Source organism: Terrabacter sp. 2TAF16 (genome assembly GCF_052115065.1).
Classification (GTDB): Bacteria; Actinomycetota; Actinomycetes; order Actinomycetales; family Dermatophilaceae; genus Terrabacter.
The window spans coordinates 140,392-162,731 of sequence record NZ_JBFRFZ010000008.1 but is presented as its reverse complement, the minus strand read 5'-3'; the positions used below and the strand labels follow the sequence as shown (position 1 = coordinate 162,731).

Genomic DNA, 22,340 nt, shown 5'->3' with positions numbered 1-22,340 from the left:
CGCCGACCGTGAACGCCGACCCCAGTGCCGAGCTGAGTGCGGATCATGACCACTGACGAGTCACGCCTCGCCGAGAGCCTGGAGCAGCTGAGCGACGTCGCCGCGGAGGCAGGACTCGACCCCGCCGCCGCCCGCGACGAGGGGCTGCGCGTCGCGGCTGCGCTGGCCGAGGCCGTGCCCGGGGCGGCCCTCGCCTGGGCCGAGGTCGCGCACCCCGGCCTCACCGACGTCGCCCGCATCAACGAGGCGTTCTTCGACGCCGCCTCGTCCGGGCGTCGCTGGCGCGGCGCCCCGACCGACCTGCTCGACGCCCTCGTCGCCTCCCGGCACTCCCTCGCCGCCGAGTACGCCGAGGCGCTGACCGAGGTGGCCTCGTCCGCCGTCATGCTCGGCACGGCGCCGATCTGGGTCATCGCCAACGCGTCCGCCGCCTCCGGCGCCTACCTCGCCGCGGCGCGCCTCCCCTCGCACGGGCTGCCCGGCTTGCCCGGTGGCCCTCTCGGCGGCGTGCCCGAGATGGGTTTCGGCTCCCCCGACACGATGCGTCCGAACGTCCCCGGTCCGATCGACCCCCGCCTCCTCGAGCTGACGCGCCCCGGCAGCCTTGGGGCGCAAGGCGACCCAGACGGCATCCCCGCTCCCGGCGCGACGGCCACAGCCGCCCCCGCCGATCCGCCGGCCGGACCCGAGAAGCCCGCCGAGCCCGAGAAGTCGGTCGAGGAGCTCCTCGCCGAGCTCGACGCGATGATCGGGCTGGCCCGGGTCAAGAAGGAGATCCACCGACAGGTCGCCCTGCTCAGTGTCGAGAAGATGCGCACCCACGCCGGCCTCAAGGCCCCGAAGATGAGCCGGCACCTCATCTTCGTCGGCAACCCAGGCACCGGGAAGACGACCGTGGCACGGCTCGTCGGTGGCATCTACAAGGCGCTCGGCCTGCTCCCCACCGGGCAGCTCGTCGAGGTCGACCGCAGCGAGCTCGTCGCCGGCTACGTCGGGCAGACCGCGTTGAAGACCGCAGAGGTCTGCGCCAAGGCCACCGGAGGCGTGCTCTTCATCGACGAGGCCTACGCCCTGACCGGCGACCAGTACGCCGAAGAGGCGGTCAACACCCTCGTCAAGGAGATGGAGGACCACCGCGAGGACCTCGTCGTCATCGTCGCCGGCTACCCCGACCCGATGGTCCGCTTCATCGCCCAGAACCCCGGTCTGGCCAGCCGGTTCACGACGACGATCGAGTTCGACGACTACTCCGACGACGAGCTCCTCGACATCCTCGACTCGATCGCCACGGGCTCCGACTACGAGCTGACCACCGAGGCCCACACCCGCGTGCGCCACATCCTGCAGGCCACGCCGCGCACCTCGGCCTTCGGCAACGGCCGCTTCTCGCGCAACCTCTTCGAGCAGGCCGTCGGCCGTCACGCGTGGCGGCTCAAGGACGCGACGGAGCCGACGCGCGACGAGCTGCGTCTACTCACCGCAGACGACGTCACCGACCAGCCCGACGAACCCGACGACGAACCCGCCGGCGCGCCAGCCGAGCCAGAGGGGGAGGCGCCCTTTTCACCGGTTGCACCGGAGGCGACTCCCGAGGATCCGGCGGCGCTCAGGGCAGACCCTGATGGTCCGGCGGGCACCGATGAGGCAGTCTCGAACGAGTACGACGAGCAGGACGACACGAGCGCGACCGAGCACGAGGACACCGCATGAGCGCACCGACGACGAACATCCCCGTCGCCATCCCGGCGGGTGCGTCGTCCGGCGCGCCCGCGGGCCAGCATCCGCGCACCATCGCCGGCAGCCTCTCCGGCGGCCTCCCCGGCGCCCGGGGCCTCGCGAGCCGGCTGCTCCACGGCACCCCCGGCCGGATGCGCCTCTTCGGCCTCCTCGGCGTCCTCGCTGCGCTCCTGCTCGGCGCGATCAGCGTCAACGCGCTGCTCGCGTCGCAGTCCGCGGTCGAACGTGCTGCCAACAACAGCGCCCAGGTGGTCCACGCCCAGTCGATCCACGTCGACCTGCTGCGCGCGGACGCCGTCGCCACCAACGCCTTCCTCGTCGGCGGTCTCGAGTCGCCCGAGTCACGGGCCAAGTACGAAGGCGCCATGGGGCGCGTCGCCGCCGGCATCGCCGAGGCGGCCGCTGCCCAGCCCGCCGACGGCAACGCGCTCGGGGTGCTGTCCCAGCGCGTGCAGACCTATGCGGCCCTCGTCGAGCAGGCCCGATCCAACAACCGACTCGGTCTGCCCGTCGGCGCGCAGTACCTCACCCAGGCGAGCACCGGGCTCCGGGCCGACGCGATCCCCATCATCACGCAGGTGGTCGCGGCCAACGAGGAGCGGGCGACGATGGAGTTCGAGCGCAGCAACTCGAGCGTCCAGCTCCTCGTCGGGGTCGTCTCGCTCATCGGTCTCGTGGGCCTCGCCGTGTGGCTCGCCAGGCGCACGCACCGCTACCTCAACCCGTCGCTGACCGGCGCGATCGCGCTGCTGCTCGTGGCCCTCTTCGTCACCGCCACCGTCATCACGGGCATCAGCACGGCGACCCGTGACGTGTCCCGCGGCGACTACGAGCAGGCCGTCGCCCTCGCGAACGTCACGACGGCAGCCAACGACGCCCGCGCCAACGAGAGCCTGACCCTCATCAAGCGCGGGTCCGGCGCGGCCAACGAGGCCGCGTGGAAGACCAACCGCACCGCCGTCGACGCCGGCCTCGCGAAGACCGACCAGTCCGGCGAGCTGACGCGGTCGTGGCAGGCCTACGTCGACGCCCACGTCAAGGTGCGGACGCTCGACAACGGCGGCCACTGGGACGATGCGGTCAAGCTCTCGACGAGCACGGCCGACGGCGGGGCCGCCAACACCTTCGACACCTTCGACGTCGCCGTGACGCAGGCGCGAGACAGCGCCGGCAAGGCCACGGTCACGACGCTCGAGGGGCTCGGCGGCAGCGCACCGCTCGTCGCCGTCGTCGTCGCCCTCGTGGCGCTCGGCGCGTCGTGGCTCATCGTCCGCGGAGTCGGCCAGCGGATTGAGGAGTACCGATGAGCACCATCAGCTCGACGCTGCGGCGCCGCCTCTCCACCCTCGTCGCCGTGGCCGGACTGGGCGCCCTCGCCGGCTGCTCCGGTGTCACGTACGCGGAGACCCAGCTGCCGACGACCCCGGCACCGAAACCGTCGAGCAGCGCGCCTGCCGTGGCCGCACCGACGTGCACCAACGCGACGCAGTCCTACGACCCGCTGCCGAGCCTGCCGGCCCGCGCCGACATCAGCGACGGCACGATGCGCAAGATCCTCGACAAGGGCTTCATCACCGTCGGGGTCTCGGCCGACACGTACCTCTTCGGGGCCCGCAACGCCTTCACCGGCGGCATCGAGGGCTTCGACATCGACATGGCACGCGCCGTCGCCAAGGCGATCTTCGGCGACCCGAGCAAGGTGCAGCTGCGCGTCATCACGGCCGGTGACCGCATCCCGCTGCTCCAGGATCGCGAGATCGACATGGTCGCCCGCAACATGTCGATGACGTGCGGGCGGTGGAACGACATCGGCTTCTCGGCCGAGTACTACCGCTCCGGCCAGAAGGTCCTCGTCAGCAAGGCCCTGCCCGGCGCCAAGGACCTCAGCCTCGCCGACCTCAAGGGCAAGCGGGTGTGTGCCCCGAACGGCACCACCTCGTTGACCAAGCTCCAGCAGGTGCCGGGACCGGTCGTCGTGACGGCCGGCACGCACACCGGCTGCCTCGTGCTGCTCCAACAGGGCAAGGCCGACGCCATCACGGGTGACGACACGGTGCTCGCCGGCCTCGCGGCCCAGGACCCGAACACCGTCATCACGAGTGCCAAGGCCATCACCGTCGAGCCCTACGGCCTGGGCCTCAACAAGGCCGACGTCTACCTGGCCCGCTACATCAACCGTGTCGTCGCCGACCTCGAGGCCGACGGCGAGTGGAAGACGATCTACAACCGCTGGCTCGCAGCGCCGCTCGGGCCCGCGCCCGCACCCCCGACCCCGGTCTACGGACGATGAGCGCAGTGCCGCAGAGCCACCCCGACCCGGGCACCGTCGCACCGACGGCGCCCGGGCGTCTCGGCGTGCCCGTCCAGGCCGGTGAGGCCCAGACCTACCTCAACGCGTTGCGCGAGTGGGTCGCCCAGCGCCGCGCCGACCTCGGCGAGGTCGACCGCGCGGTCCTCAAGCTGTCTCAGGCCGAGCAGGTCGCGATCACCACCGACCTCACCGTGGCGCTGACCTTCTGGAAGGCCGTCAGCGACCGACTCACCCTGCTCGAGACGACCTTCGACGGAGGCCGCGTCGGTCCCGTCGAGGCCGAGCGGCTCTCGACCCTCATCCACGGACGGCTCGACTCCAACACGACCGAGCACCTCGCGCTGCCGTCGAGTGGCTCGCTCGCGGTGAGCCTTCCGGAGGCGTGTCGGCTGCTCGACTCGCTGACCCGCACCCTCCAGGCGCGAGCCTCCCTCGCCCCCGGGGCGGCCGAGGCGACGCAGCGGATCACCATGGTGCGGGCCGGGATCGAGCGCACCCGCGACCAGATCCCGCTGGTCCCGGCCGGCACGCAGCGTGACGATGCCACCGAGAAGCTCGCGCGGCTCGACCGCCGGATGGACGACCTCGTGGAGCGCGCCCGTCGTGGCGCCGACGTCGGCGGCATCATCGGCCCCCTCGAGATCGACGTGGCCGTGATCGAGCGCGACCTCATCGTCGCGGCGGCCGAGCGCGCCTCCGCTGCCCGCAGCCGGGTGCGCACCCAGCAGCAGGTCGAGGAGCTCGACGCGCGCGCCGCCGCCATCCGCGCCCTCGAACGCGCCTGCCTCGAGGCGATCACGCCGGCACCGCATCTCGCGATCCCCAACGTCCGCGCGCTGGGACCGGTGCCGCAGGCGGCAGCCGAGCTCACGGCATACCGCGACAAGCTCGAGCGCGTCTCCCGGGCGCTCGACCTGGCCCACGAGACGTACGCCGCAGGGCTGGCCGAGCGCGACGAGGTCGTCGGGCTCGTGGGTGCCGTCGGCGCCATGGCCACCGCGGCGACGCTGGCTCCCGAGGCGGGAGCCGACGTGGCCGAGCTGCGGCGCCGCCTCGACGAGACGCTCGCCGCCCGCCCGCTGCCGATCTCCCGTGCCCGGGCCCTCGCCGCGGCCTTCTCGGCCTACGTCGACGCAGCCACCCGCCCGCAGCCCCGTGCCGGTCGCGCCGCCCCCCGTCCGTCCGCACCCCGACCCCAGAGGCCCCGACCATGAACTGCACGCAGCCGGGCTGCACCGGAACGATCGTCGACGGCTACTGCGACGTGTGCGGCATGGCCGCCGGCTCCACCCCCGCCGCCGTCAGAGCACCTGCACCGGCTGCGGCCGCCGCCGGTCCGTCCATCCCCGAGGGTGGCGCCTGCCAGCAGCCCGGATGCGCGGGAACGATCGACGCGGGCTACTGCAACGTCTGCGGCACCCCGGCCGACCAGCTCGGTGTCGCCGGGTATGCCGCCCCCTCCGCGCCGTCCGCCGCTGCCGCCACGGCCGGCGCCACCGCGGCGACAGGGGCCACCGGTGGTGTCGGCCCCGAGATCTCCACGCGCTCGGCTGCCTCGAGCAACCTCGCATCGGCAGCGTTGGGCTCCAAGCGTGCCCGCGAGGCCGGGTCCATCGCCACGCGTCGCACGGGGGGCTCGCAGCGCCTGCGCTCGGCCCGTCTCGGTGGCGGCATCACCTCGGTGCGCCCGGCACCCGAGATCGACGCCGAGAAGGCCCTGCTCACCAACCCGTCCGTGCCCGAGAACAAGCGCTTCTGCCCGAAGTGCGGCGAGCCCGTCGGCCGCGGCCGCGACGGCAAGCCGGGCCGGACGACCGGCTTCTGCGCCAACTGCCGCCACCCGTTCTCCTTCGACCCCAAGCTCAAGGCCGGCGACCTCGTCGCGGGCCAGTACGAGGTCGCCGGCTGCCTCGCCCACGGCGGCCTCGGCTGGATCTACCTCGCGCGCGACAAGAACGTCTCGGACCGGTGGGTCGTGCTCAAGGGCCTGCTCAACTCGGCCGACCCCGATGCCCTCGCGGCGGCGATCGCCGAGCAGCGCTTCCTCGCGCAGGTGTCGCACCCGAGCATCGTCGAGATCTACAACTTCGTGACGCACGACGACGCCGGCTACATCGTCATGGAGTACGTCGGCGGCACCTCGCTCAAGTCGATCCTCAAGCAGCGCCTCCAGGCCGCCGGAAGGTACGACCCGCTGCCCGTCGACCAGGCCCTCGCCTACATCCTCGAGATCCTGCCGTCGTTCCAGTACCTCCACGACCTCGGGCTCGTCTACTGCGACTTCAAGCCCGACAACATCATCCAGGTCGGCGACGAGGTCAAGCTCATCGACCTCGGTGGCGTGCGCCGCGCCGACGACGACGACTCGGCGATCTTCGGCACCGTCGGCTACCAGGCCCCCGAGGTGGCCGAGCTCGGCGTCTCCGCCGCCTCCGACATCTACACGATCGGGCGCACGCTCGTCGTGCTGACGATGGAGTTCCGTGGCTACCAGACGACCTTCCTCAACACCCTTCCGGCCCAGGACACCGTGCCGGTCTTCCAGCGCTACGACTCGTTCTACCGGCTCGTCGCCAAGGCGTGCGCGCCCAACCGTGACGACCGCTTCGTCTCGGCCGACGAGCTGCGCTCCCAGATGGTCGGGGTGCTCCGTGAGGTCGTCGCCCTCGACCGGGGGTCCGGCGCTGCGGCGACCACCGTCAGCTCGCTGCTCTTCGACGTGCCGACGCCGGGCGTCGAGCCCGACGACTGGCGCAACCTCCCGGCCATGCGCCGCGACCCGCACGACCCGCAGACCGGATGGCTCACCACGGTCTCCGGCTCACCGGAGGAGCGCCTCGCGACGCTCAAGCGGGCCGCCGTGCGCACGACGGAGGTGCTCCTCGAGCAGGCCCGTACCGCGCTCGACGCCAACCGGCCCGACGTCGCCGAGTCGACGGCCGGCGAGCTGCTGAGCGCCGACCCGTGGGAGTGGCGAGCGGTGTGGATCCAGGGCCTGGCCGCGCTCGAGCGGGGCGACTCACGAGCCGCGCAGGCCGCGTTCAACGCCGTCTACGGCCAGGTGCCGGGGGAGCTCGCGCCCAAGCTCGCGCTCGCGCAGGCCTCGGAGCAGGCCGGTGACGGCGCCGTCGCCGAGAACCTCTACGTCGCGTGCGCACGCACCGACGCCACGTACGTCCCCATGTCGGCCTTCGGCCTCGCCCGTATCCGGGCCGCGCGGTCCGACGTCGAGGGGGCCGTGGCGGCATACCGGCTCGTCCCGGTCCAGTCGAGCGCCTACCGCACGGCACGCGCGGGCCTCGCGGAGCTGCTCACCAAGGCGAACCGGGGGCTGCCCGACCTCGCCGAGGCACTGCGCACGCTCGACGACACCTCGCTGTCGGCGCGGCGCCGGGCCGAGCTCACGACGCTGATCTACCGTGAAGCGCTCGTCACCGTGGAGAAGAGTGGCAACAAGGCCGATGTCCGCCTCGGCGAGCACAAGGGCACCCCCAACGGCCTGCGTCTCGGGCTCGAGGAGGCCCTGCGCGAGCTGGCCAAGCGCACCCCCGACCTGTCCGAGCGCGTCCCCCTCGTGGACGAGGCCAACGCCATCCGACCCTGGAGCCTCTGGTGACCGACATCCCGACCACGGGAGCAGCAGAGCCCGCTCCGCTGCCCGCTGCCTCGTCCGCGGCCTCGTCCGGGGCGACCGCCTCGCGGGACTGTCCCGCCTGCGGCACGGCCAACCAGGCCGACTCGACCTTCTGCGAGGCGTGCGGCGCCGACCTCGTCGTCGCGGCCCGCGCCTCGAACGGGGCCCAGCCGCCGGCCGACGTCTCGGACGGCACCGTGCTCGCCTCCGCGACACCGCAGACGGCGCCCGCCGGCGAGGAGTCCCCCCTCGACGTCGGCTGGACGGGGGCCGTCCCGTCGGCGGCCGTCGCCCCCGTGGCGGACGACCTCACGTGCCACGCCTGTGGCGAGGGGCACATCGTCGACGGCTACTGCGACCACTGCGGCACCCCGCCGCCCAACCCGCGCGACCACCTCGTCGAGTCCCCGACGGCCTGGGTCGGCGGCGTCTGCGACATCGGAAGGCGCCACGCCCGCAACGAGGACGCCATGTCGCTCAGCGCCAGCGAGCCGGCAGGGTCGCGCGCGGTCCTCGTCGTCTGCGACGGCGTCTCGATGGCCACCGACTCGCACATCGCCTCGCTCGCGGCAGCGACGTCCGCCCGGGCGGTCCTCGACCAGCCCTTCCCCAAGGGCGTCGGCACCCCCGACGCCTGGGCGGCCGGCGCCGGGCGCGCGCTGACGAGCGCCGTCACCCGCGCCAACGAGGCCGTCGCGGCCTCGGTCGTCGAGGACGTGCCCAACCCGCCGTCGTGCACCTTCGCAGCCGCGGTCGTCGAGGACGACGTCATCGTCGCGGGCAACGTGGGCGACAGCCGCGTCTACTGGCTGCCCGACGACACGACGGAGCCCGCGCGCCAGCTCGGCCGCGACGACTCCTTCGCCCAGGAGCAGATGGCGGCGGGCGTCCCGAGGCTCGCGGCCGAGACCGGACCGCACGCGCACTCGATCACGCGCTGGCTCGGCAAGGACGCTCCCGACGACCTCACGCCGCACCTGACGACGCTGACGGCGACGCCCGGCTGGCTCATGGTCTGCTCAGACGGGCTGTGGAACTACTGCTCCGAGGCCGAGGCGCTGCGCACCCTGCTGACCGACGCCGCGGCCCGGCTCGACGACGCCACTCCCACGACGGTGGCCCAGGCCCTCGTCGACTTCGCCAACGAGCAGGGTGGACGCGACAACATCACGGTTGCCCTCGCCAGACTGGCTGGGCGAGGATCGAGCACGACGACGACCGAGGCGACCGCAGCGGCGGCGCCGGTGGAAGGGGACCCGACCGATGGCTGACTTCACGGCAGAGGTGTTCCAGAACGAGTTCCTGCCCGACGGGGGCACCGACGTGCACGCGATCGTCCGCGTGACCTCGACCGGCGCCTCGGCAGGTGCGTCGGCCGGCGCCTCGGCCGGGCTCGCCGACCCCGGCTCGGCGGCGGAGGTCATCCTCATCGACACCTCCGGCTCGATGGGCCGCCGCGGCGTCCAGGCCGCCGGCGAGGCCGCGAAGGCAGCCCTCGCCGAGATCGTCGACGGCACGCTCTTCTCGATCGTGTCCGGCAACGGCACGGCGCAGATCGTCTACCCCTACAGCCACCAGGGCGCGCTCGTGCCGATGTCGGCGCACACCCGCGGTGAGGCCAACCGGGCCATCGATGGCCTGCGTGCCAACGGCGGCACGGCGATGGGCACCTGGCTCACCCTCGCCCGGCAGATCTTCGAGACCGTGCCGCACGTGACCAAGCGCCACGCGATCCTGCTCACCGACGGCGTCAACGAGGGCGAGACGCCCCAGTCGCTGCAGGCCGCCGTCCGCAGCTGCGTGGGCGCCTTCCAGTGCGACTGCCGCGGCGTCGGCGACCAGTGGCGCGTCGACGAGGTGCGCGGCATCGCCTCGGCGCTGCTCGGCACCGTCGACCTCATCCCGGCGCCCGAGGAGATGGCCGCCGAGTTCGAGGCCATGATGCGTGCCTCGATGTCCCGGGGCGTCGCCAACTCGGAGCTGCGCGTCTGGGTGCCGCAGGGTGCCGAGCTGCTCTTCGTCAAGCAGGTGTCGCCGACGCTCGAGGACCTCACGTCGCGACGCACGGTCGTCAACCCCCTCACCGGCGCCTACCCGACCGGGGCGTGGTCCGACGAGAGCCGCGACTACCACGTGGCCGTCCGCCTCCCGGCTCGGACGCTCGGCCAGGAGCAGCTCGCGGCCCGCGTGCAGTTCTCGCTCGGCGGCGACCCTGTCGCCCAGGCCCTCGTCAAGGCCAAGTGGAGCAACGACGACTCGCTGACGACCCGCATCGACCCCGCGGTCGCCGCCTACACCGGGCAGGCCGAGCTCGCCACCGTCATCCAGGAGGGACTCGCGGCCAAGGCCGCCGGCCAGGACGACGTCGCGACCTCGAAGCTCGGTCGGGCCGTCCAGCTCGCCGACCAGACCGGCAACGAGGAGATGACCTCGCGTCTGCGGAAGGTCGTCGAGATCGATGACGCCGACACCGGGACCGTCCGGCTCAAGAAGGGGGCCTCGAAGATCGACGAGATGTCGCTCGACACGGCGTCGACGAAGACGAGCAGGGTGCGCCGGTGAGCGCTGTCTGCCCCAACGGGCACACGTCCGAGGCCGAGGACTACTGCGACACCTGCGGCTCGCCCATCGACGCGAGCGCCCAGCCGGCGGCAGGCGGCGGTGTCGGGGCCGGTGCCACCGACCCGAGGGGCGAACCGTCCGAGGCGGCGAACGGCGCTGGCACGTCCGGCTCCTCGCTCGACCTCGACCCTCCGGCCCCGGCAGCCCCCGCGACCACGGCTCCCGCCGACCCGGCTGCACCGGTGGGTCTCGTGTGCCCCAACTGCCAGACGGAGAACCCCGACGGCGCGCTCTTCTGCGAGGCCTGCGGCTACGACTTCACGACCGGCGCGATGCCGCGCGATCCGTCGGCCGGTCCGGGCGACCTCGAGGACACCGAGCCCGACGGTGAGGCCGTCGACCCCGCGGCTGCCGGCTCTGCCGGCGTCGCCGCGGGTGCCGCGGGTGCCGCCGCCGGCGAGCAGGCGTCCACGTCCTTCGAGTGGCTGGCCGAGGTCTGGGTCGACCCGGACTGGTACCAGACGCAGGAGGCCGAGGACCCTTGTCCCTCGCCCGGCCTGCCGACGATCATGCCGCTGCGGCACCGGAGCGTCCTGCTCGGTCGCGTGTCCACGAGCAAGAACACCAACCCCGAGATCGACCTGTCGTCCGACCCGGGCGTCAGCCGTCGACACGCCCAGCTGACCACCGACGGCTCGCGCTGGTTCGTCGAGGACCTCGGCAGCTCCAACGGCACCTTCGTCGGTCCCGCGTCCGGACCGCTCCCCCAGCGCGCCATCGCGGTCGGCCCGAAGACCGAGCTCGGCGACGACGACCGACTCTACGTCGGCGCGTGGACCCGCGTCGTCGTGCGTCGTGCCACGCCCGACGAGGTCGAGGCCTACGCCTGACGCCTGCCCGCTACTTGAACGCCACATGAACTCTGACGACTTTTCGCCCGGGGGCGCCTAGGGTGGTGCGATGTGAGCGACCGGGCCCTCCACACCGCCGTCGACATCCCGCAGGTCATCGTCGTCACCGGCGTCATGGCTGCGGGCAAGTCGACCGTCTCCCAGCTCCTCGCGGAGCGCTTCACGCGCGCAGTGCACCTGCGCGGTGACGAGTTCCGCCGCGTCGTCGTGCGCGGCCGCGTCGACATGTCGCCGCACGGCGACCCCGAGGCCGAACGCCAGCTCGCGCTGCGCCACGCCATCGCGGCCCACTCCGCCGACGAGTACGCCGCGGCCGGCTTCACCGTCGTCGTCCAGGACCTCTTCGTCGGCACGACCCTGCAGCCCTTCCTCGACCGGCTGACGGCGCGACCGCTCAGCCTCGTCATGCTCGCGCCCGACGTCGGCACCGTGATGCAGCGCGAGTCCGAGCGCGTCAAGGTCGGCTACGGCGACCTCTGGTCGATCCGCGACTTCGACCACAAGGTGCGCACCGAGACGCCGCACATCGGCCTCTGGCTCGACAGCTCGCAGCAGACGCCGGACGAGACGGTCGAGGAGATCCTCGCCCGCCTGACCGAGGCGAGGATCGCCTAGGTGTCGGGCCTGACGATCGGGCAGGTCGCCGAGCGCACCGGTGCGGCCACCTCCGCGCTGCGCTACTGGGAGGACCTCGGGCTCATCGCCTCGGTGCGCACGACGGGCAACCAGCGGCGCTACGAGCGGGCCACGATCCGGCGGGTGTCGTTCATCCGGGCGGCCCAACGGGTCGGGCTGTCCCTCGAGGAGATCGGGGCAGCACTGTCCACCCTCCCGGACGCCCGCACCCCCACCGCGTCGGACTGGGCCCGCCTCTCGCGCGCCTGGCGCGGCCGGCTCGACGAGCAGATCCGCCGCATCGAGAAGCTACGCGACCAGCTCGACTCCTGCATCGGCTGCGGCTGCCTCAGCCTGCGCACGTGCGCGCTCAACAACCCGTCCGACGTGCTGGCCGACCACGGCCCCGGGGCCGTCCTCCTCGAGCCCTGACCCCGGCCGCGGGGTCCGAGGCTCAGCACGGGTCGAAGCGCGGCAGCGCGGCAGACGCGATTAGGGCGTTGTTACTGGCGGTCGGGAGGCTTCGGTCGTCGCCGGAGAGTCCGGCCGCGATCCAAGGAGGCCTCCATGCCCACTGCGCCGCGAGCCGGCGGAGCTCCGGCCGCACCGCCGTCACCCGAGACGGACCGACCGTCGGCCCTGCTGGCGCCCCCGCCCCCGGCCCTGGGCTGGCTGGTCGAGGCGCTCACCGGCGCGGGACTCACGGTCCACGAGACGGACGGCTGGCGCTCTCGCGCGCTGCCCGGCGACTTCGCACCGGTGGGCGTGCTGCTCCACCACACGGGGGCCGTGGCGTCCCCGGCCCCGGCCACCGCGGCGCACGAGAGGCCCCGCCGTCCAGTCGGGACGGCGGGGCCTGTCGTGCGCGCAGTTCGTGCTCGTCGTCCCGGTCGGCGCCCGGGCTCAGTCGCCCTTCGGCTCGGCGGGCACCGCCGAGTCGGGCGTCGGGACGCCGGGTCCGCCGGCCGGGCCGGGCGCACCGGCCCCGACAGTCGCCATCTCGGGCATGCCGTCCGCAGCGCCGGGTGCCCCCGCCGTCTCGTCAAGGTCGGCCGCGGCACCCGCGAACTGGGCGGCATACAACGTCGCGTAGGCGCCGCTGGTCGCGAGCAGCTCGGCGTGCGTGCCCTTCTCGACGATGCGCCCGTCCTCCATGACGAGGATGAGGTCGGCGTCACGGATCGTCGACAGACGGTGCGCGATGACGAAGCTCGTCCGGTCGGACCGCAGCGCCGCCATGGCGTGCTGGACGAGCAGCTCGGTGCGCGTGTCGACCGAGCTCGTGGCCTCGTCAAGGATGAGCAGCGCCGGGTCGGAGAGGAACGCGCGCGCGATCGTGACGAGCTGCTTCTCGCCGGCCGAGATGTTGGACGCCTCGTCGTCGAGCACGGTGTCGTAGCCGTCGGGCAGGGAGTGGACGAAGCGGTCGACGTAGGTCGCCTTGGCGGCCGCGATGACCTCCTCGTCGGTGGCACCGGGACGGCCGTACGCGATGTTGTCGCGGATCGTGCCGCCGAAGAGCCACGTGTCCTGCAGCACCATGCCGATCCGCGCGCGCAGGTCGTGGCGGGTCAGGTCGCGGATGTCGACGCCGTCCAGGGTGATTCGTCCGCCGTCGAGCTCGTAGAACCGCATGATGAGGTTGACGAGCGTCGTCTTGCCGGCGCCGGTCGGGCCGACGATGGCGACCGTCTGACCGGGTTGCACCGACAGGTCGAGGTCCTCGATGAGCGGCTTCTCGGACGTGTAGGAGAAGGCGACCGACTCGAAGGCGACGGCTCCGTGCGGGTCGTCGATGCGGGACGGTGTGGCGGCGTCGGGCTCCTGCTCGTCGGCGTCGAGCACCTCGAAGACGCGCTCGGCCGAGGCCACGCCGGACTGGAGCACGTTGGCCATCGACGCGACCTGCGTCAGCGGCTGCGTGAACTGCCGGGAGTACTGGATGAAGGCCTGGACGTCACCGAGACTCATCGTGCCCGACGCGACGCGGAGGCCACCCACGACGGCGATCGCGACGTAGTTGAGGTTCCCGACGAACATCATGACCGGCATGATGATGCCGCTGATGAACTGGGCGCCGAAGGATGCCTCGAAGAGCTCGTCGTTCTTCTGCTTGAAGTTCGCCTGGGTCTCCTTCTGGCGGCCGTAGACCTTGACGAGCCCGTGCCCGGTGAAGGTCTCCTCGACGATGCCGTTGAGCTCACCCGTGTTGCGCCACTGCTGGATGAAGAGCTTTTGCGAGCGCTTGGCGATGAGTGCCGTCACGACGATCGAGATCGGGATGGAGACGAGCGCGATGAGCGCGAGCTCCCAGGAGATCCAGAACATGATGCCCAGCACGGCGACGACCGTGAGCAGCGACGTGAGCAGCTGCGACATCGTCTGCTGCAGGGACTGGCCGACGTTGTCGATGTCGTTGGTGACGCGGCTCAGCAGCTCACCGCGGGGCTGGTTGTCGAAGTACGGGAGGGGCAGCCGGTTGAGCTTGGCCTCGACCTCCAGGCGCAGGTCGTACATCGTGCGCTGGAGGACGCCCTGGAGGATCCATCCCTGGATCCACATGAGCAGCGACGCGGCGACGAAGAGCGCGACGACGACCAGCAGCACGCGAGCGAGGGCATCGAAGTCGATGCCCACACCCGGGGTGAAGTCGACGTTGCTCAGCAAGTCGGCATACGTCGTCTGTCCCTGCGCACGCAGGCTGTCGACGACCTGCTCCTTGGTGGTGCCGGGCGGCGCCTCGATGGTGCTGCCGATGGCACCGGCGAAGATGAGGTCGGTCGCGCGCCCGAGGATCTTCGGCCCGATCGAGCTGAGCGCGACGCTCGCGACGGCCAGCACGAGGACGACGACGACCTTGACGCGGTGCGGCCGCAGCCGACCGAGCAGGCGCTTGGCCGACGGGCCGAAGTTGAGCGACTTCTCGCCCGGCTGGCCCATCTGCATGTGGGGCGGGCCGCCCCGGCGTGCGGGTCCGCGGCGGACCTCTGCGGCCTTCTCCTCGGCCGTCTTGACTCCCTCGGCCATCAGGCCGCCTCCTCCGCGCTGCGCTGGGACTCGACGATCTCCTGATAGGTGACGCAGGAGTCGAGGAGCTGGTCGTGCGTGCCCTGGCCGACGACGCGGCCGTCCTCGAGCACGATGATGTGGTCGGCGTCGACGATGGTCGAGACGCGCTGGGCCACGATGACGACGGTGCTGCCCACCGTGGCGGGCCGCAGGGCCCGGCGCAGGCGTGCGTCGGTCGACAGGTCGAGGGCCGAGAACGAGTCGTCGAACAGGTAGATGTCGGGGCGCTTGACGATGGCCCGGGCGATGGCGAGACGCTGTCGCTGGCCACCCGAGACGTTGGTGCCGCCCTGCGCGATGGCGGAGTCGAGGCCGCCCATCGCCTCGACGAAGTCCTGGCCCTGCGCGATGCGCAGGGCGTCCCACAGCTCGTCGTCGGTGGCGTCAGGGTTGCCGTAGCGCAGGTTGGTCGCGACCGTGCCGCTGAAGAGGTAGGGCTTCTGCGGGACGAGCCCGATCTTGCTCCACAGGTCGTCGAGCTCGAGGTCGCGCACGTCCACGCCACCGACCCGCACCTTGCCCGCGGACGCGTCGAAGAGACGCGGGATCAGGCCGAGGAGCGTCGTCTTGCCGGCACCCGTCGAGCCGATGATGGCCGTCGTGCGACCCGGGTCGGCCCGGAAGCTGACGTCGTGCAGCACGGCCGCCTCGGCGCCCGGGTAGTGGAAGTCGACACCGGCGAGCTCGAGGCCCGCGGCGACGGGCGCCATCCTCAGGGGCTGCACGGACTCGACGACGGACGACTCGGTGTCGAGGACCTCCTGGATGCGGCCGGACGAGACCGCGGCACGCGGGATCATCGTGGCCATGAAGGTCGCCATCATGACGGCCATGAGGATCTGGACGAGGTAGGACAGGAAGGCCGTCAGCTCGCCGATCTGCATGTCACCGGACGCGATGCGGTGCCCGCCGAACCACATGACGGCCACGGTCGAGAGGTTGAAGATGACCATGACGATCGGGAAGACGAGCGCCATGAGGCGTCCGACCTGGAGGCCGGCGTTGGTCAGCAGGCCGTTGGCCTCGGCGAAGCGGGCCTCCTCGTGCTCCTCGCGGACGAAGGCGCGCACGACGCGGATGCCGGTGATCTGCTCGCGCATGACGCGGTTGACCCCGTCGAGCGAGGTCTGCATCCGCCCGAACCACGGCACCATCCGGGAGATGACGAGGCCGACGACGAGGCCGAGCAGGGGCACTGCGACGGCGACGAGCCAAGACAGCCCGACGTCTTCGCGCAGGGCCATGATGATGCCGCCGACCATCATGATCGGCGTCGTGACGAGCAGGGCGAAGCCCATGAAGACGACCATCTGGACCTGGGTCACGTCGTTGGTGCTGCGCGAGATGAGCGTCGGGGCCCCGAAGCGCGTCACCTCCTGCGCCGAGAAGTCGACGACCGTGCCGAAGACGTTGCCGCGGATGTCGCGGCCCATCCCCATCGCGACGCGGGCCGCGAGGAAGGTGGCGGCGATCGACGCGGCGATCTGCACGAGGCTGACGGCGAGCATGATGCCGCCGTGGCTGATGATGAAGGCCGTGTCGCCCTTGGCGACGCCCTGGTCGATGATCTCGCCGTTGAGGCTCGGCAGGTAGAGCGAAGCCATGGTGCTGACGAGCTGGGCCAGGCAGATGAGCACGATCTGGCCCGAGTAGGGACGCAGGTGACTGCGGAGCAGTCGGATCAGCATGTCGGTGCCTTTCGGTGCGCGACGGGTGGTGTGGTGTCGCTCGGGAACGCTAGGGACTCACGCGGGGTGAGGGTCAACTGGTGTGTCACGGTCGCGACCCCTCGTCGGCGGCGAGCACCCGCGGGTCGCCGCCGAGCTGCGCGTGGAGCTCGGCGATCGACAGGCCGCTCTCCGTGGTGCTCGGCCGCCGCATCAGGCCGAAGAGGACGGTGTCGACGATCTCCTCGGGGGTCAGGACCTGTCCGTCGGCGATGCCGGGGTGGCTGCCCGAGAAGGTGAGCAGCCGGATCCGGTGGACCAGGTCGGCGGCCGGGACGACGAGCAGGTCATCGTCGTGGACCAGGTGGTGGATGGTCTCGAGGAGGGGCTGGTGCGCGGCGACGTGCTCCTCCTCCTCGTCCGCGTGCCCGCGCAGGTGCCGCCCCGCGTCGTAGCAGGCCTGGTGCGGTCCGCGGTTGGGCGGCTGGCTCAGGCCCAGGGCACCCATGAGGCCGAAGACCTCGGTGAAGCGCAGCTGCATGATGCGGGTGAAGTCGACGAGCCGGTCCCGGAGCGATCCCTCGGGGTCGATGGCCGAGATGCGGCGCCGGACGGGGGCCGGACAGAACGCCGCCTGCACGGCCTCCTTCTCGAGGACCTCCTTGGTCGGGAAGACCCGGAAGATCGTGCCCTCGGCAACGCCGGCCTCCTGGGCGATCTCGCTCGTCGTCGGCTTGCGCCCCTCACGGTGGGCGAGCCGGACGAAGACCTCGATGAGGGCGTCCCGGCGGTCGTCGGGGTTCATCGGGGCCGCCCGCTGACCGGGTCGCTGGCCCTCCACACGTGTCGACACGCTGTCCATCATGAATGAGTGAGCGCTCACTCACAAGTGGTTTGGCGAGACCAGCCCCCGGGTCGGCCCGCGCACGTCAGACGAGCAGCCCGTCTGCCACGAGGTCGCGCACCTGCGGGAGCACCTCCGCGCGCACGTCGGCGGCATCGAGCCCGAGCACCGTCGCGATGGCGTCGAGCGCCGCCCCCGCCGTCAGCTCGCCGTCGGCCACGCCGAGGTATGCCGCCAGCAGCGTCCCCGCGCGGACGACGCGTCCCAGCCCTCCGCCCTGCCGGACGAGGATGACACTCGGGTCCTCGGCACCCGGGACCCCGTGCCGCTCCTCGGTCACGTCGGGGGCGCACGACCACGCGACGTCGAGGACGTCCTCGTCGGAGTGCTCGGCGAGCCACGTCCGGGCCCGCAGCCCCGCATCGATCGCCGGTCCCATCGGGGCGGCGACGGGCCCGTGCGCCTCGTCGAGGGAGCGCCACGTGCCGCGGTCGGCGGCCGGCCGCTGGAGCGTGACGACCCCGAACCCGACGTGCTCGACACCGCGCGAGGCGAAGTCACGCAGCCACGCGGCATACATCAGCGAGTGTGCCTCGCTGCCGGGCTGGGCACCGCCGTCGCGGGCCCACAGCTCGGCGTACTCGGCGGGGTCCTGGGACTCGCGCTGGATGACCCAGGCGTCGAGGGCGATCCCGTCCCGGGCCTGCTCGTCGAGCCAGTCACCCCAGACGTCGCGCCACGTGCGCCCGGCCGGGACCTCCCAGTTGCCGAGGAACTGGGCGACGCCTCCGGGCTCGAGCACCGAGCCGACCTGGCGCACGAGGGAGCGGACGAGGGTGTCACCCGCGCGACCACCGTCGCGGTACTCGTAGAGCGGCACACCCTCGTCGCGGGGTGTGATGACGAAGGGCGGGTTGCTGACGACGAGCGAGAACTCCTGGCCCTCAACGGGATCGAGCAGATCTCCGGAGAGCAGCTGGACGTCGGGGACCGCACCCACGCCTTCGGAGGCAGCGAGCGCGAGGTTGAAGCCGGCATACGCGAGCGCCCGCTCCGAGATGTCGGTGGCGACGATCGCGCCCACGTGGCCGGTCAGGTGCAGGGCCTGCACGCCGCAGCCGGTGCCGAGGTCGAGCGCGCGGTCGACCGGACGCCGGACGGTCCACGACGCGAGCGTCGTCGAGGCGCCGCCGATGCCGAGCACGTGGTCGGGACGCAGGGGCCCACCGACGACGAGCTCGGAGAGGTCGGAGGCGACCCACCAGTCGTGGGCGTCGTCGCCGTACGGGCGCAGGTCGCACGTCGCGACGACGTCGCGCTCGGGCGGCGCCCACCGGTCGGCGGCGAAGCCGGCGCGGCCGCCCTCGAGGCGCACGAGCCCGAGGCGTACCGCCCCCTCGACCCCGAGCGAGGACAGGGCGGCGCCGAGGGCCGACGCGCGCACGGGTCGACCGAGGGTGAAGAGGCGCACGAGGACGCCGCACGCATCGTCCACCGACGTGGCTGAGGACTCCGTCGCGAGGAGTGCCGGCAGCGGCTGCTCACGGTGCAGGGCCGCGGACGCCACCGCGCCGAGCCGGTCGGCGATGCCGTCGACGGTGAAACGAGCCGCCGAGAGGTCGGCGCGCAGCAGCGCGACGAGGGACCGATCGACGACGGGGGTGTCGTTCAGGACCCCTCGCCCGGCGCGCTCGCCCCGGCCACGCTCGCGGCGAGCGCCGCGTCGAGGGTGGGGTGGATCTCGAAGACCTTGTCGAGACCGGTGATGGAGAAGACCTTGAGGACGCGGTCGTCGGTGCCGACGAGGCGCATCGAACCGCCCCGCGTTCGGGTCAGCTTGAGCCGCCCGACGAGCACCCCGAGCCCCGTCGAGTCGAGGAAGGTCACGTCCGTGAGGTCGACGACGAGCTGCGTGCGCCCGCTCTGGATCTGTTCGTCGAGCTTCTCGCGCACGAGTGGCGCGGTGTAGACGTCGATCTCGCCGCCGAGGTGCACCACGGTCTGCTCGCCGTGGTCGGCTCGGGTGATCGAGAGATCCACCTGTGCCCCTTCCTTGTGCCCACACGTGCACAGCTTCTGGTCGCGGGTTGCGCGGGTCCGGTCCTGACGTCGTGCTGACCGTTCTCCATCCGTCACGTTCCCCCCGCGTGACCGACCGCGCAGTAACATGCCCCGCTCGTCGGTTACCGTACCCCGACGGCATACGGTTGCTCCACATGAACGGGGAGTCAGCGCCCGCGGGACCCGTGCCGGAGGACCTCCTGCGCACGCTCGTCGGCGACCATCCCGAGCGTCTCGTGCACGTGCACGAGGTGCCCGCTCGCCGTGCTGTGCTCGGGGAGTGGCCCGAATGGGTCGACCCGGCGCTCCTCGGCTCCCTCCTCGCCTCCGGCATCGAGGCACCCTGGTCGCACCAGGTCGAGGTGGCACAGGCCGCGCACGCCGGCCGGCACGTCGTCGTCAGCACGGGGACGGCCTCCGGGAAGAGCCTCGGCTACCACCTGCCGATGCTCAGCGACATCATCGCCGGGGCGGGCGCACCGAACGGGCGCGGTGCCACCGCGCTCTACCTCTCCCCCACCAAGGCGCTCGCCGCCGACCAGCTGAGCCGCATCGACCGGCTCGCGCTGCCCGCGGTGCGCCCCGCGACCTACGACGGCGACACCCCCACCGACGAGCGGCGCTGGATCCGCGACCACGCCAACCTCGTGCTCACCAACCCCGACCTGCTCCACCACTCCCTGCTGCCCGGGCACGAGCGGTGGAGCTCGTTCCTGCGGGCGCTGCGCTACGTCGTCGTCGACGAGTGCCACGTCTACAAGGGCGTTTTCGGGGCCCACATGGCAGCGGTGCTGCGACGGCTGCGGCGGGTCGCCGCGCGCTACCGCTCCGAGCCGACCTTCGTCTTCGCGTCCGCCACCGTGGCCGAGCCGGAGGAGCACGCCTCCCGACTCCTCGGTATGCCGGTGACCCCGGTGACGCGGGACGGCTCGCCCCGCGCGTCGATGACGTTCGCCCTCTGGGAGCCCCCGCTGCTCGTCGACGAGACCGGGCAGCCGTCGCGAGTCAGCACCATCACCGAGACGGGCGAGCTGCTCGCCGGGTGCGTGCGCGAGCACGTGCAGACGGTGGCGTTCGCGCGGTCGCGGGCCGGCGTCGAGGTCGTGGCGCGGATCGCCAAGGAGCGGGTGCCCGTCACGGACGAGCACCGGGTCGCCGCCTACCGCGGCGGCTACCTCCCGGAGGAGCGACGCGAGCTCGAGCGGTCCCTGCGCGCGAAGGAGCTGCTCGGCCTCGCGGCCACGAACGCCCTCGAGCTCGGCGTCGACGTGAGCGGCCTCGACGCCGTGCTGCTCGCGGGATGGCCGGGCACGCTGTCGTCGCTGTGGCAGCAGGCCGGGCGGGCCGGCCGCTCCGGAGAGCGGTCGCTGGCCGTGCTCGTCGCCGCCGACGACCCGCTCGACACGTTCGTCGTGCACCACCCGGAGGCGATCTTCGGCCGCGGCATCGAGGCCACCGTCGTCGACCCCGACAACCCGCACGTGCTCGGTCCCCACCTGGCCGCGGCGGCCGCTGAGCTGCCGGTGACCGAGGCCGACGTCGAGATCTTCGGGCCGCAGACGCGCGTGCTGCTCGACGCGCTCGTCGCCCGCGGCATCATCAAGAAGCGGCCGCGGGGCTGGTTCTGGGGGCGTGAGGACCGGCCGGCCGACCACCTGTCGCTGCGTGGGGCCGGCGAGCCCGTGCGGATCATCGAGACCCGCACCGGGCGCGTCGTCGGTACCGTCGACGACTCGAGCGCGCACTCGCAGGTGCACACCGGCGCCGTGCACCTGCACCAGGGCCAGACGTGGGTGATCACCGAGCTCGACCTCGACGACCATGCCGCCTTCGCGGTGCGCGGTGACCCCGGCTGGACGACCCAGGCGCAGTCGGTCAGCGACTTCCAGATCGTCCACGAGACCGAGCACGAGGAGTGGGGGCCACTCCGGTGCTCGTTCGGCCACGTGACAGTGCGCCACCAGGTCACCTCGTTCCTGCGCCGCCTGCCCGGCGGAGAGGTGCTCGGCGAGCACCCCCTCGACCTGCCGCCCCGGTCGCTCGCGACGAAGGCCGTGTGGTGGACGATGCCCGCCATGGACCTAGCGGCCGCCGGGGTGGCGGAGGACGGCATACCCGGGGCGGCGCACGCGGCCGAGCACGCCGCCATCGGGATGCTCCCGCTCTTCGCCACCGCCGACCGCTGGGACATCGGCGGGGTTTCCACCGCACTGCACCCGGACACGGGGCTGCCGACCATCCTCATCTACGACGGACACCCCGGCGGAGCCGGCTTCGCCGAGCGCGGCTACCGACGGATCCGCCCGTGGCTCAGCGCGACCCGCGACGCCATCGACTCGTGCGAGTGCCCGGAGGGCTGCCCGTCGTGCATCCAGTCGCCCAAGTGCGGCAACGGCAACGAGCCGCTCGACAAGCGCGGCGCCGTGGCCCTGCTCGACCTCGTCCTGCGTCACGCGGGCCCAGCGGCCGGGGGTGCGCGGTGAACCGGCCACCGGGCGGACCCGGACGTCCGGGGCGTCCGGGGCGTCCGGGCCCGTCTCGGCCGCCGCGGGCGTCCGGCCCGTCCGGCCCGTCCGGGTCGTCCGGGTCGTCCGACGCGCAGGGTCCTCCGGCGGACGCCGGCGCCGGACCGTGGGTCGGGATCACGGGGGGCGCCGCCGGCCGGCCTGCCCCCTCGGTCGTCGTGCGTGGGACGCTGCGCCGGGTCGAGGTCGAGATGCAGCCTCTCGTGCTGGACGCCGACGACGGGACGACGTGGGAGCTGCTGCTCCCGCCCGGGTGGGCGATCGACGCCGAGCCGGGCACCCGGGTGACGGTGAGCGGGGACGCCGCCACCGACTTCGCCACGGTGTCGATGGTGGGGCCGGTGCTGCGCGTGCGCTCCCTGTCTCGAGGCGACTGAGTCCGGCGTCCGTCGGACCGGACCGCG

Annotated in this window: 17 protein-coding genes; 12 read left to right on the top strand and 5 right to left on the bottom strand. The window is 72.6% G+C overall.

Annotation, left to right across the window (positions count from 1 at the left end):
- The first annotated feature begins 45 nt into the window (after positions 1–45).
- The 10 genes from AB4Z14_RS14655 to soxR all read left to right on the top strand — a co-directional run bounded on the left by AB4Z14_RS14655 (position 46) and on the right by soxR (position 12,202).
- Positions 46–1,710 carry an AAA family ATPase gene (locus tag AB4Z14_RS14655; protein ID WP_442275822.1) on the top strand — a complete coding sequence of 555 codons (1,665 nt, stop codon included), beginning with the start codon at positions 46–48 and terminating at the stop codon, positions 1,708–1,710.
- Positions 1,707–3,044, top strand: a complete 1,338-nt coding sequence (locus AB4Z14_RS14650; RefSeq protein ID WP_442275821.1) for a hypothetical protein — start codon at positions 1,707–1,709, stop codon at positions 3,042–3,044. The genes AB4Z14_RS14655 and AB4Z14_RS14650 overlap by 4 nt, the downstream gene beginning before the upstream one ends.
- On the top strand, positions 3,041–4,027 hold the full coding sequence (locus AB4Z14_RS14645; protein WP_442275820.1) for a glutamate ABC transporter substrate-binding protein: 987 nt from the start codon (positions 3,041–3,043) through the stop codon (positions 4,025–4,027). Before AB4Z14_RS14650 ends, AB4Z14_RS14645 begins: the two co-directional genes overlap by 4 nt.
- Complete coding sequence (locus AB4Z14_RS14640) at positions 4,024–5,262, top strand: hypothetical protein (RefSeq protein ID WP_442275819.1); 1,239 nt, start codon at positions 4,024–4,026, stop codon at positions 5,260–5,262. The genes AB4Z14_RS14645 and AB4Z14_RS14640 overlap by 4 nt, the downstream gene beginning before the upstream one ends.
- Positions 5,259–7,664 carry a tetratricopeptide repeat protein gene (locus AB4Z14_RS14635; protein ID WP_442275818.1) on the top strand — a complete coding sequence of 802 codons (2,406 nt, stop codon included), beginning with the start codon at positions 5,259–5,261 and terminating at the stop codon, positions 7,662–7,664. Before AB4Z14_RS14640 ends, AB4Z14_RS14635 begins: the two co-directional genes overlap by 4 nt.
- Complete coding sequence (locus tag AB4Z14_RS14630; RefSeq protein ID WP_442275817.1) at positions 7,661–8,953, top strand: protein phosphatase 2C domain-containing protein; 1,293 nt, start codon at positions 7,661–7,663, stop codon at positions 8,951–8,953. The genes AB4Z14_RS14635 and AB4Z14_RS14630 overlap by 4 nt, the downstream gene beginning before the upstream one ends.
- Positions 8,946–10,244: a VWA domain-containing protein gene (locus tag AB4Z14_RS14625; protein ID WP_442275816.1), complete on the top strand. Its 1,299-nt coding sequence runs from the start codon at positions 8,946–8,948 to the stop codon at positions 10,242–10,244. The genes AB4Z14_RS14630 and AB4Z14_RS14625 overlap by 8 nt, the downstream gene beginning before the upstream one ends.
- Positions 10,241–11,134 carry an FHA domain-containing protein gene (locus AB4Z14_RS14620; protein WP_442275815.1) on the top strand — a complete coding sequence of 298 codons (894 nt, stop codon included), beginning with the start codon at positions 10,241–10,243 and terminating at the stop codon, positions 11,132–11,134. Before AB4Z14_RS14625 ends, AB4Z14_RS14620 begins: the two co-directional genes overlap by 4 nt.
- A gap of 72 nt (positions 11,135–11,206) precedes the next feature.
- The gene (locus tag AB4Z14_RS14615) at positions 11,207–11,770 is read left to right on the top strand and encodes an AAA family ATPase (RefSeq protein WP_442275814.1); all 564 of its coding nucleotides are present in this window, start codon (positions 11,207–11,209) and stop codon (positions 11,768–11,770) included.
- Positions 11,771–12,202, top strand: coding sequence for a redox-sensitive transcriptional activator SoxR (gene soxR, locus AB4Z14_RS14610; protein ID WP_056773821.1), 432 nt, complete (start codon positions 11,771–11,773; stop codon positions 12,200–12,202). It begins immediately after the preceding gene.
- Positions 12,203–12,673: 471 nt separating this feature from the next.
- Here the strand turns inward: soxR and AB4Z14_RS14605 are convergent, their stop codons facing one another.
- The 5 genes from AB4Z14_RS14605 to AB4Z14_RS14585 all read right to left on the bottom strand — a co-directional run bounded on the left by AB4Z14_RS14605 (position 12,674) and on the right by AB4Z14_RS14585 (position 19,390).
- Positions 12,674–14,797, bottom strand: coding sequence for an ABC transporter ATP-binding protein (locus tag AB4Z14_RS14605; protein WP_442275813.1), 2,124 nt, complete (start codon positions 14,795–14,797; stop codon positions 12,674–12,676).
- Positions 14,797–16,527 carry an ABC transporter ATP-binding protein gene (locus AB4Z14_RS14600; RefSeq protein WP_442275812.1) on the bottom strand — a complete coding sequence of 577 codons (1,731 nt, stop codon included), beginning with the start codon at positions 16,525–16,527 and terminating at the stop codon, positions 14,797–14,799. The genes AB4Z14_RS14605 and AB4Z14_RS14600 overlap by 1 nt, the downstream gene beginning before the upstream one ends.
- Before the next feature lie 85 nt (positions 16,528–16,612).
- A complete protein-coding gene (locus AB4Z14_RS14595; RefSeq protein ID WP_442275811.1) occupies positions 16,613–17,359 on the bottom strand; it encodes a TetR/AcrR family transcriptional regulator in 747 nt (248 codons plus the stop codon).
- A gap of 76 nt (positions 17,360–17,435) precedes the next feature.
- A complete protein-coding gene (locus tag AB4Z14_RS14590) occupies positions 17,436–19,022 on the bottom strand; it encodes a DUF7059 domain-containing protein (RefSeq protein ID WP_442275833.1) in 1,587 nt (528 codons plus the stop codon).
- Complete coding sequence (locus AB4Z14_RS14585; RefSeq protein WP_020145193.1) at positions 19,019–19,390, bottom strand: anti-sigma factor antagonist; 372 nt, start codon at positions 19,388–19,390, stop codon at positions 19,019–19,021. Before AB4Z14_RS14585 ends, AB4Z14_RS14590 begins: the two co-directional genes overlap by 4 nt.
- 176 nt (positions 19,391–19,566) lie before the next feature.
- Between AB4Z14_RS14585 and AB4Z14_RS14580 the strand changes: the two genes are divergently transcribed.
- Both AB4Z14_RS14580 and AB4Z14_RS14575 read left to right on the top strand, forming a co-directional pair.
- The gene (locus tag AB4Z14_RS14580) at positions 19,567–21,894 is read left to right on the top strand and encodes a DEAD/DEAH box helicase (protein WP_442275810.1); all 2,328 of its coding nucleotides are present in this window, start codon (positions 19,567–19,569) and stop codon (positions 21,892–21,894) included.
- 200 nt (positions 21,895–22,094) lie between these two features.
- On the top strand, positions 22,095–22,313 hold the full coding sequence (locus tag AB4Z14_RS14575) for a hypothetical protein (RefSeq protein ID WP_442275809.1): 219 nt from the start codon (positions 22,095–22,097) through the stop codon (positions 22,311–22,313).
- The last annotated feature ends 27 nt before the right edge of the window (positions 22,314–22,340 follow it).

Excerpts from the sequence above, each read along its gene's own strand:
- AB4Z14_RS14655 (WP_442275822.1), top strand. The coding sequence starts at position 46 with ATGACCACTGACGAGTCACGCCTCGCCGAGAGCCTGGAGCAGCTGAGC.
- AB4Z14_RS14650 (WP_442275821.1), top strand. The coding sequence starts at position 1,707 with ATGAGCGCACCGACGACGAACATCCCCGTCGCCATCCCGGCGGGTGCG.
- AB4Z14_RS14645 (WP_442275820.1), top strand. The coding sequence starts at position 3,041 with ATGAGCACCATCAGCTCGACGCTGCGGCGCCGCCTCTCCACCCTCGTC.
- AB4Z14_RS14640 (WP_442275819.1), top strand. The coding sequence starts at position 4,024 with ATGAGCGCAGTGCCGCAGAGCCACCCCGACCCGGGCACCGTCGCACCG.
- AB4Z14_RS14635 (WP_442275818.1), top strand. The coding sequence starts at position 5,259 with ATGAACTGCACGCAGCCGGGCTGCACCGGAACGATCGTCGACGGCTAC.
- AB4Z14_RS14625 (WP_442275816.1), top strand. The coding sequence starts at position 8,946 with ATGGCTGACTTCACGGCAGAGGTGTTCCAGAACGAGTTCCTGCCCGAC.
- AB4Z14_RS14605 (WP_442275813.1), bottom strand. The coding sequence starts at position 14,797 with ATGGCCGAGGGAGTCAAGACGGCCGAGGAGAAGGCCGCAGAGGTCCGC.
- AB4Z14_RS14600 (WP_442275812.1), bottom strand. The coding sequence starts at position 16,527 with ATGCTGATCCGACTGCTCCGCAGTCACCTGCGTCCCTACTCGGGCCAG.
- AB4Z14_RS14580 (WP_442275810.1), top strand. The coding sequence starts at position 19,567 with ATGAACGGGGAGTCAGCGCCCGCGGGACCCGTGCCGGAGGACCTCCTG.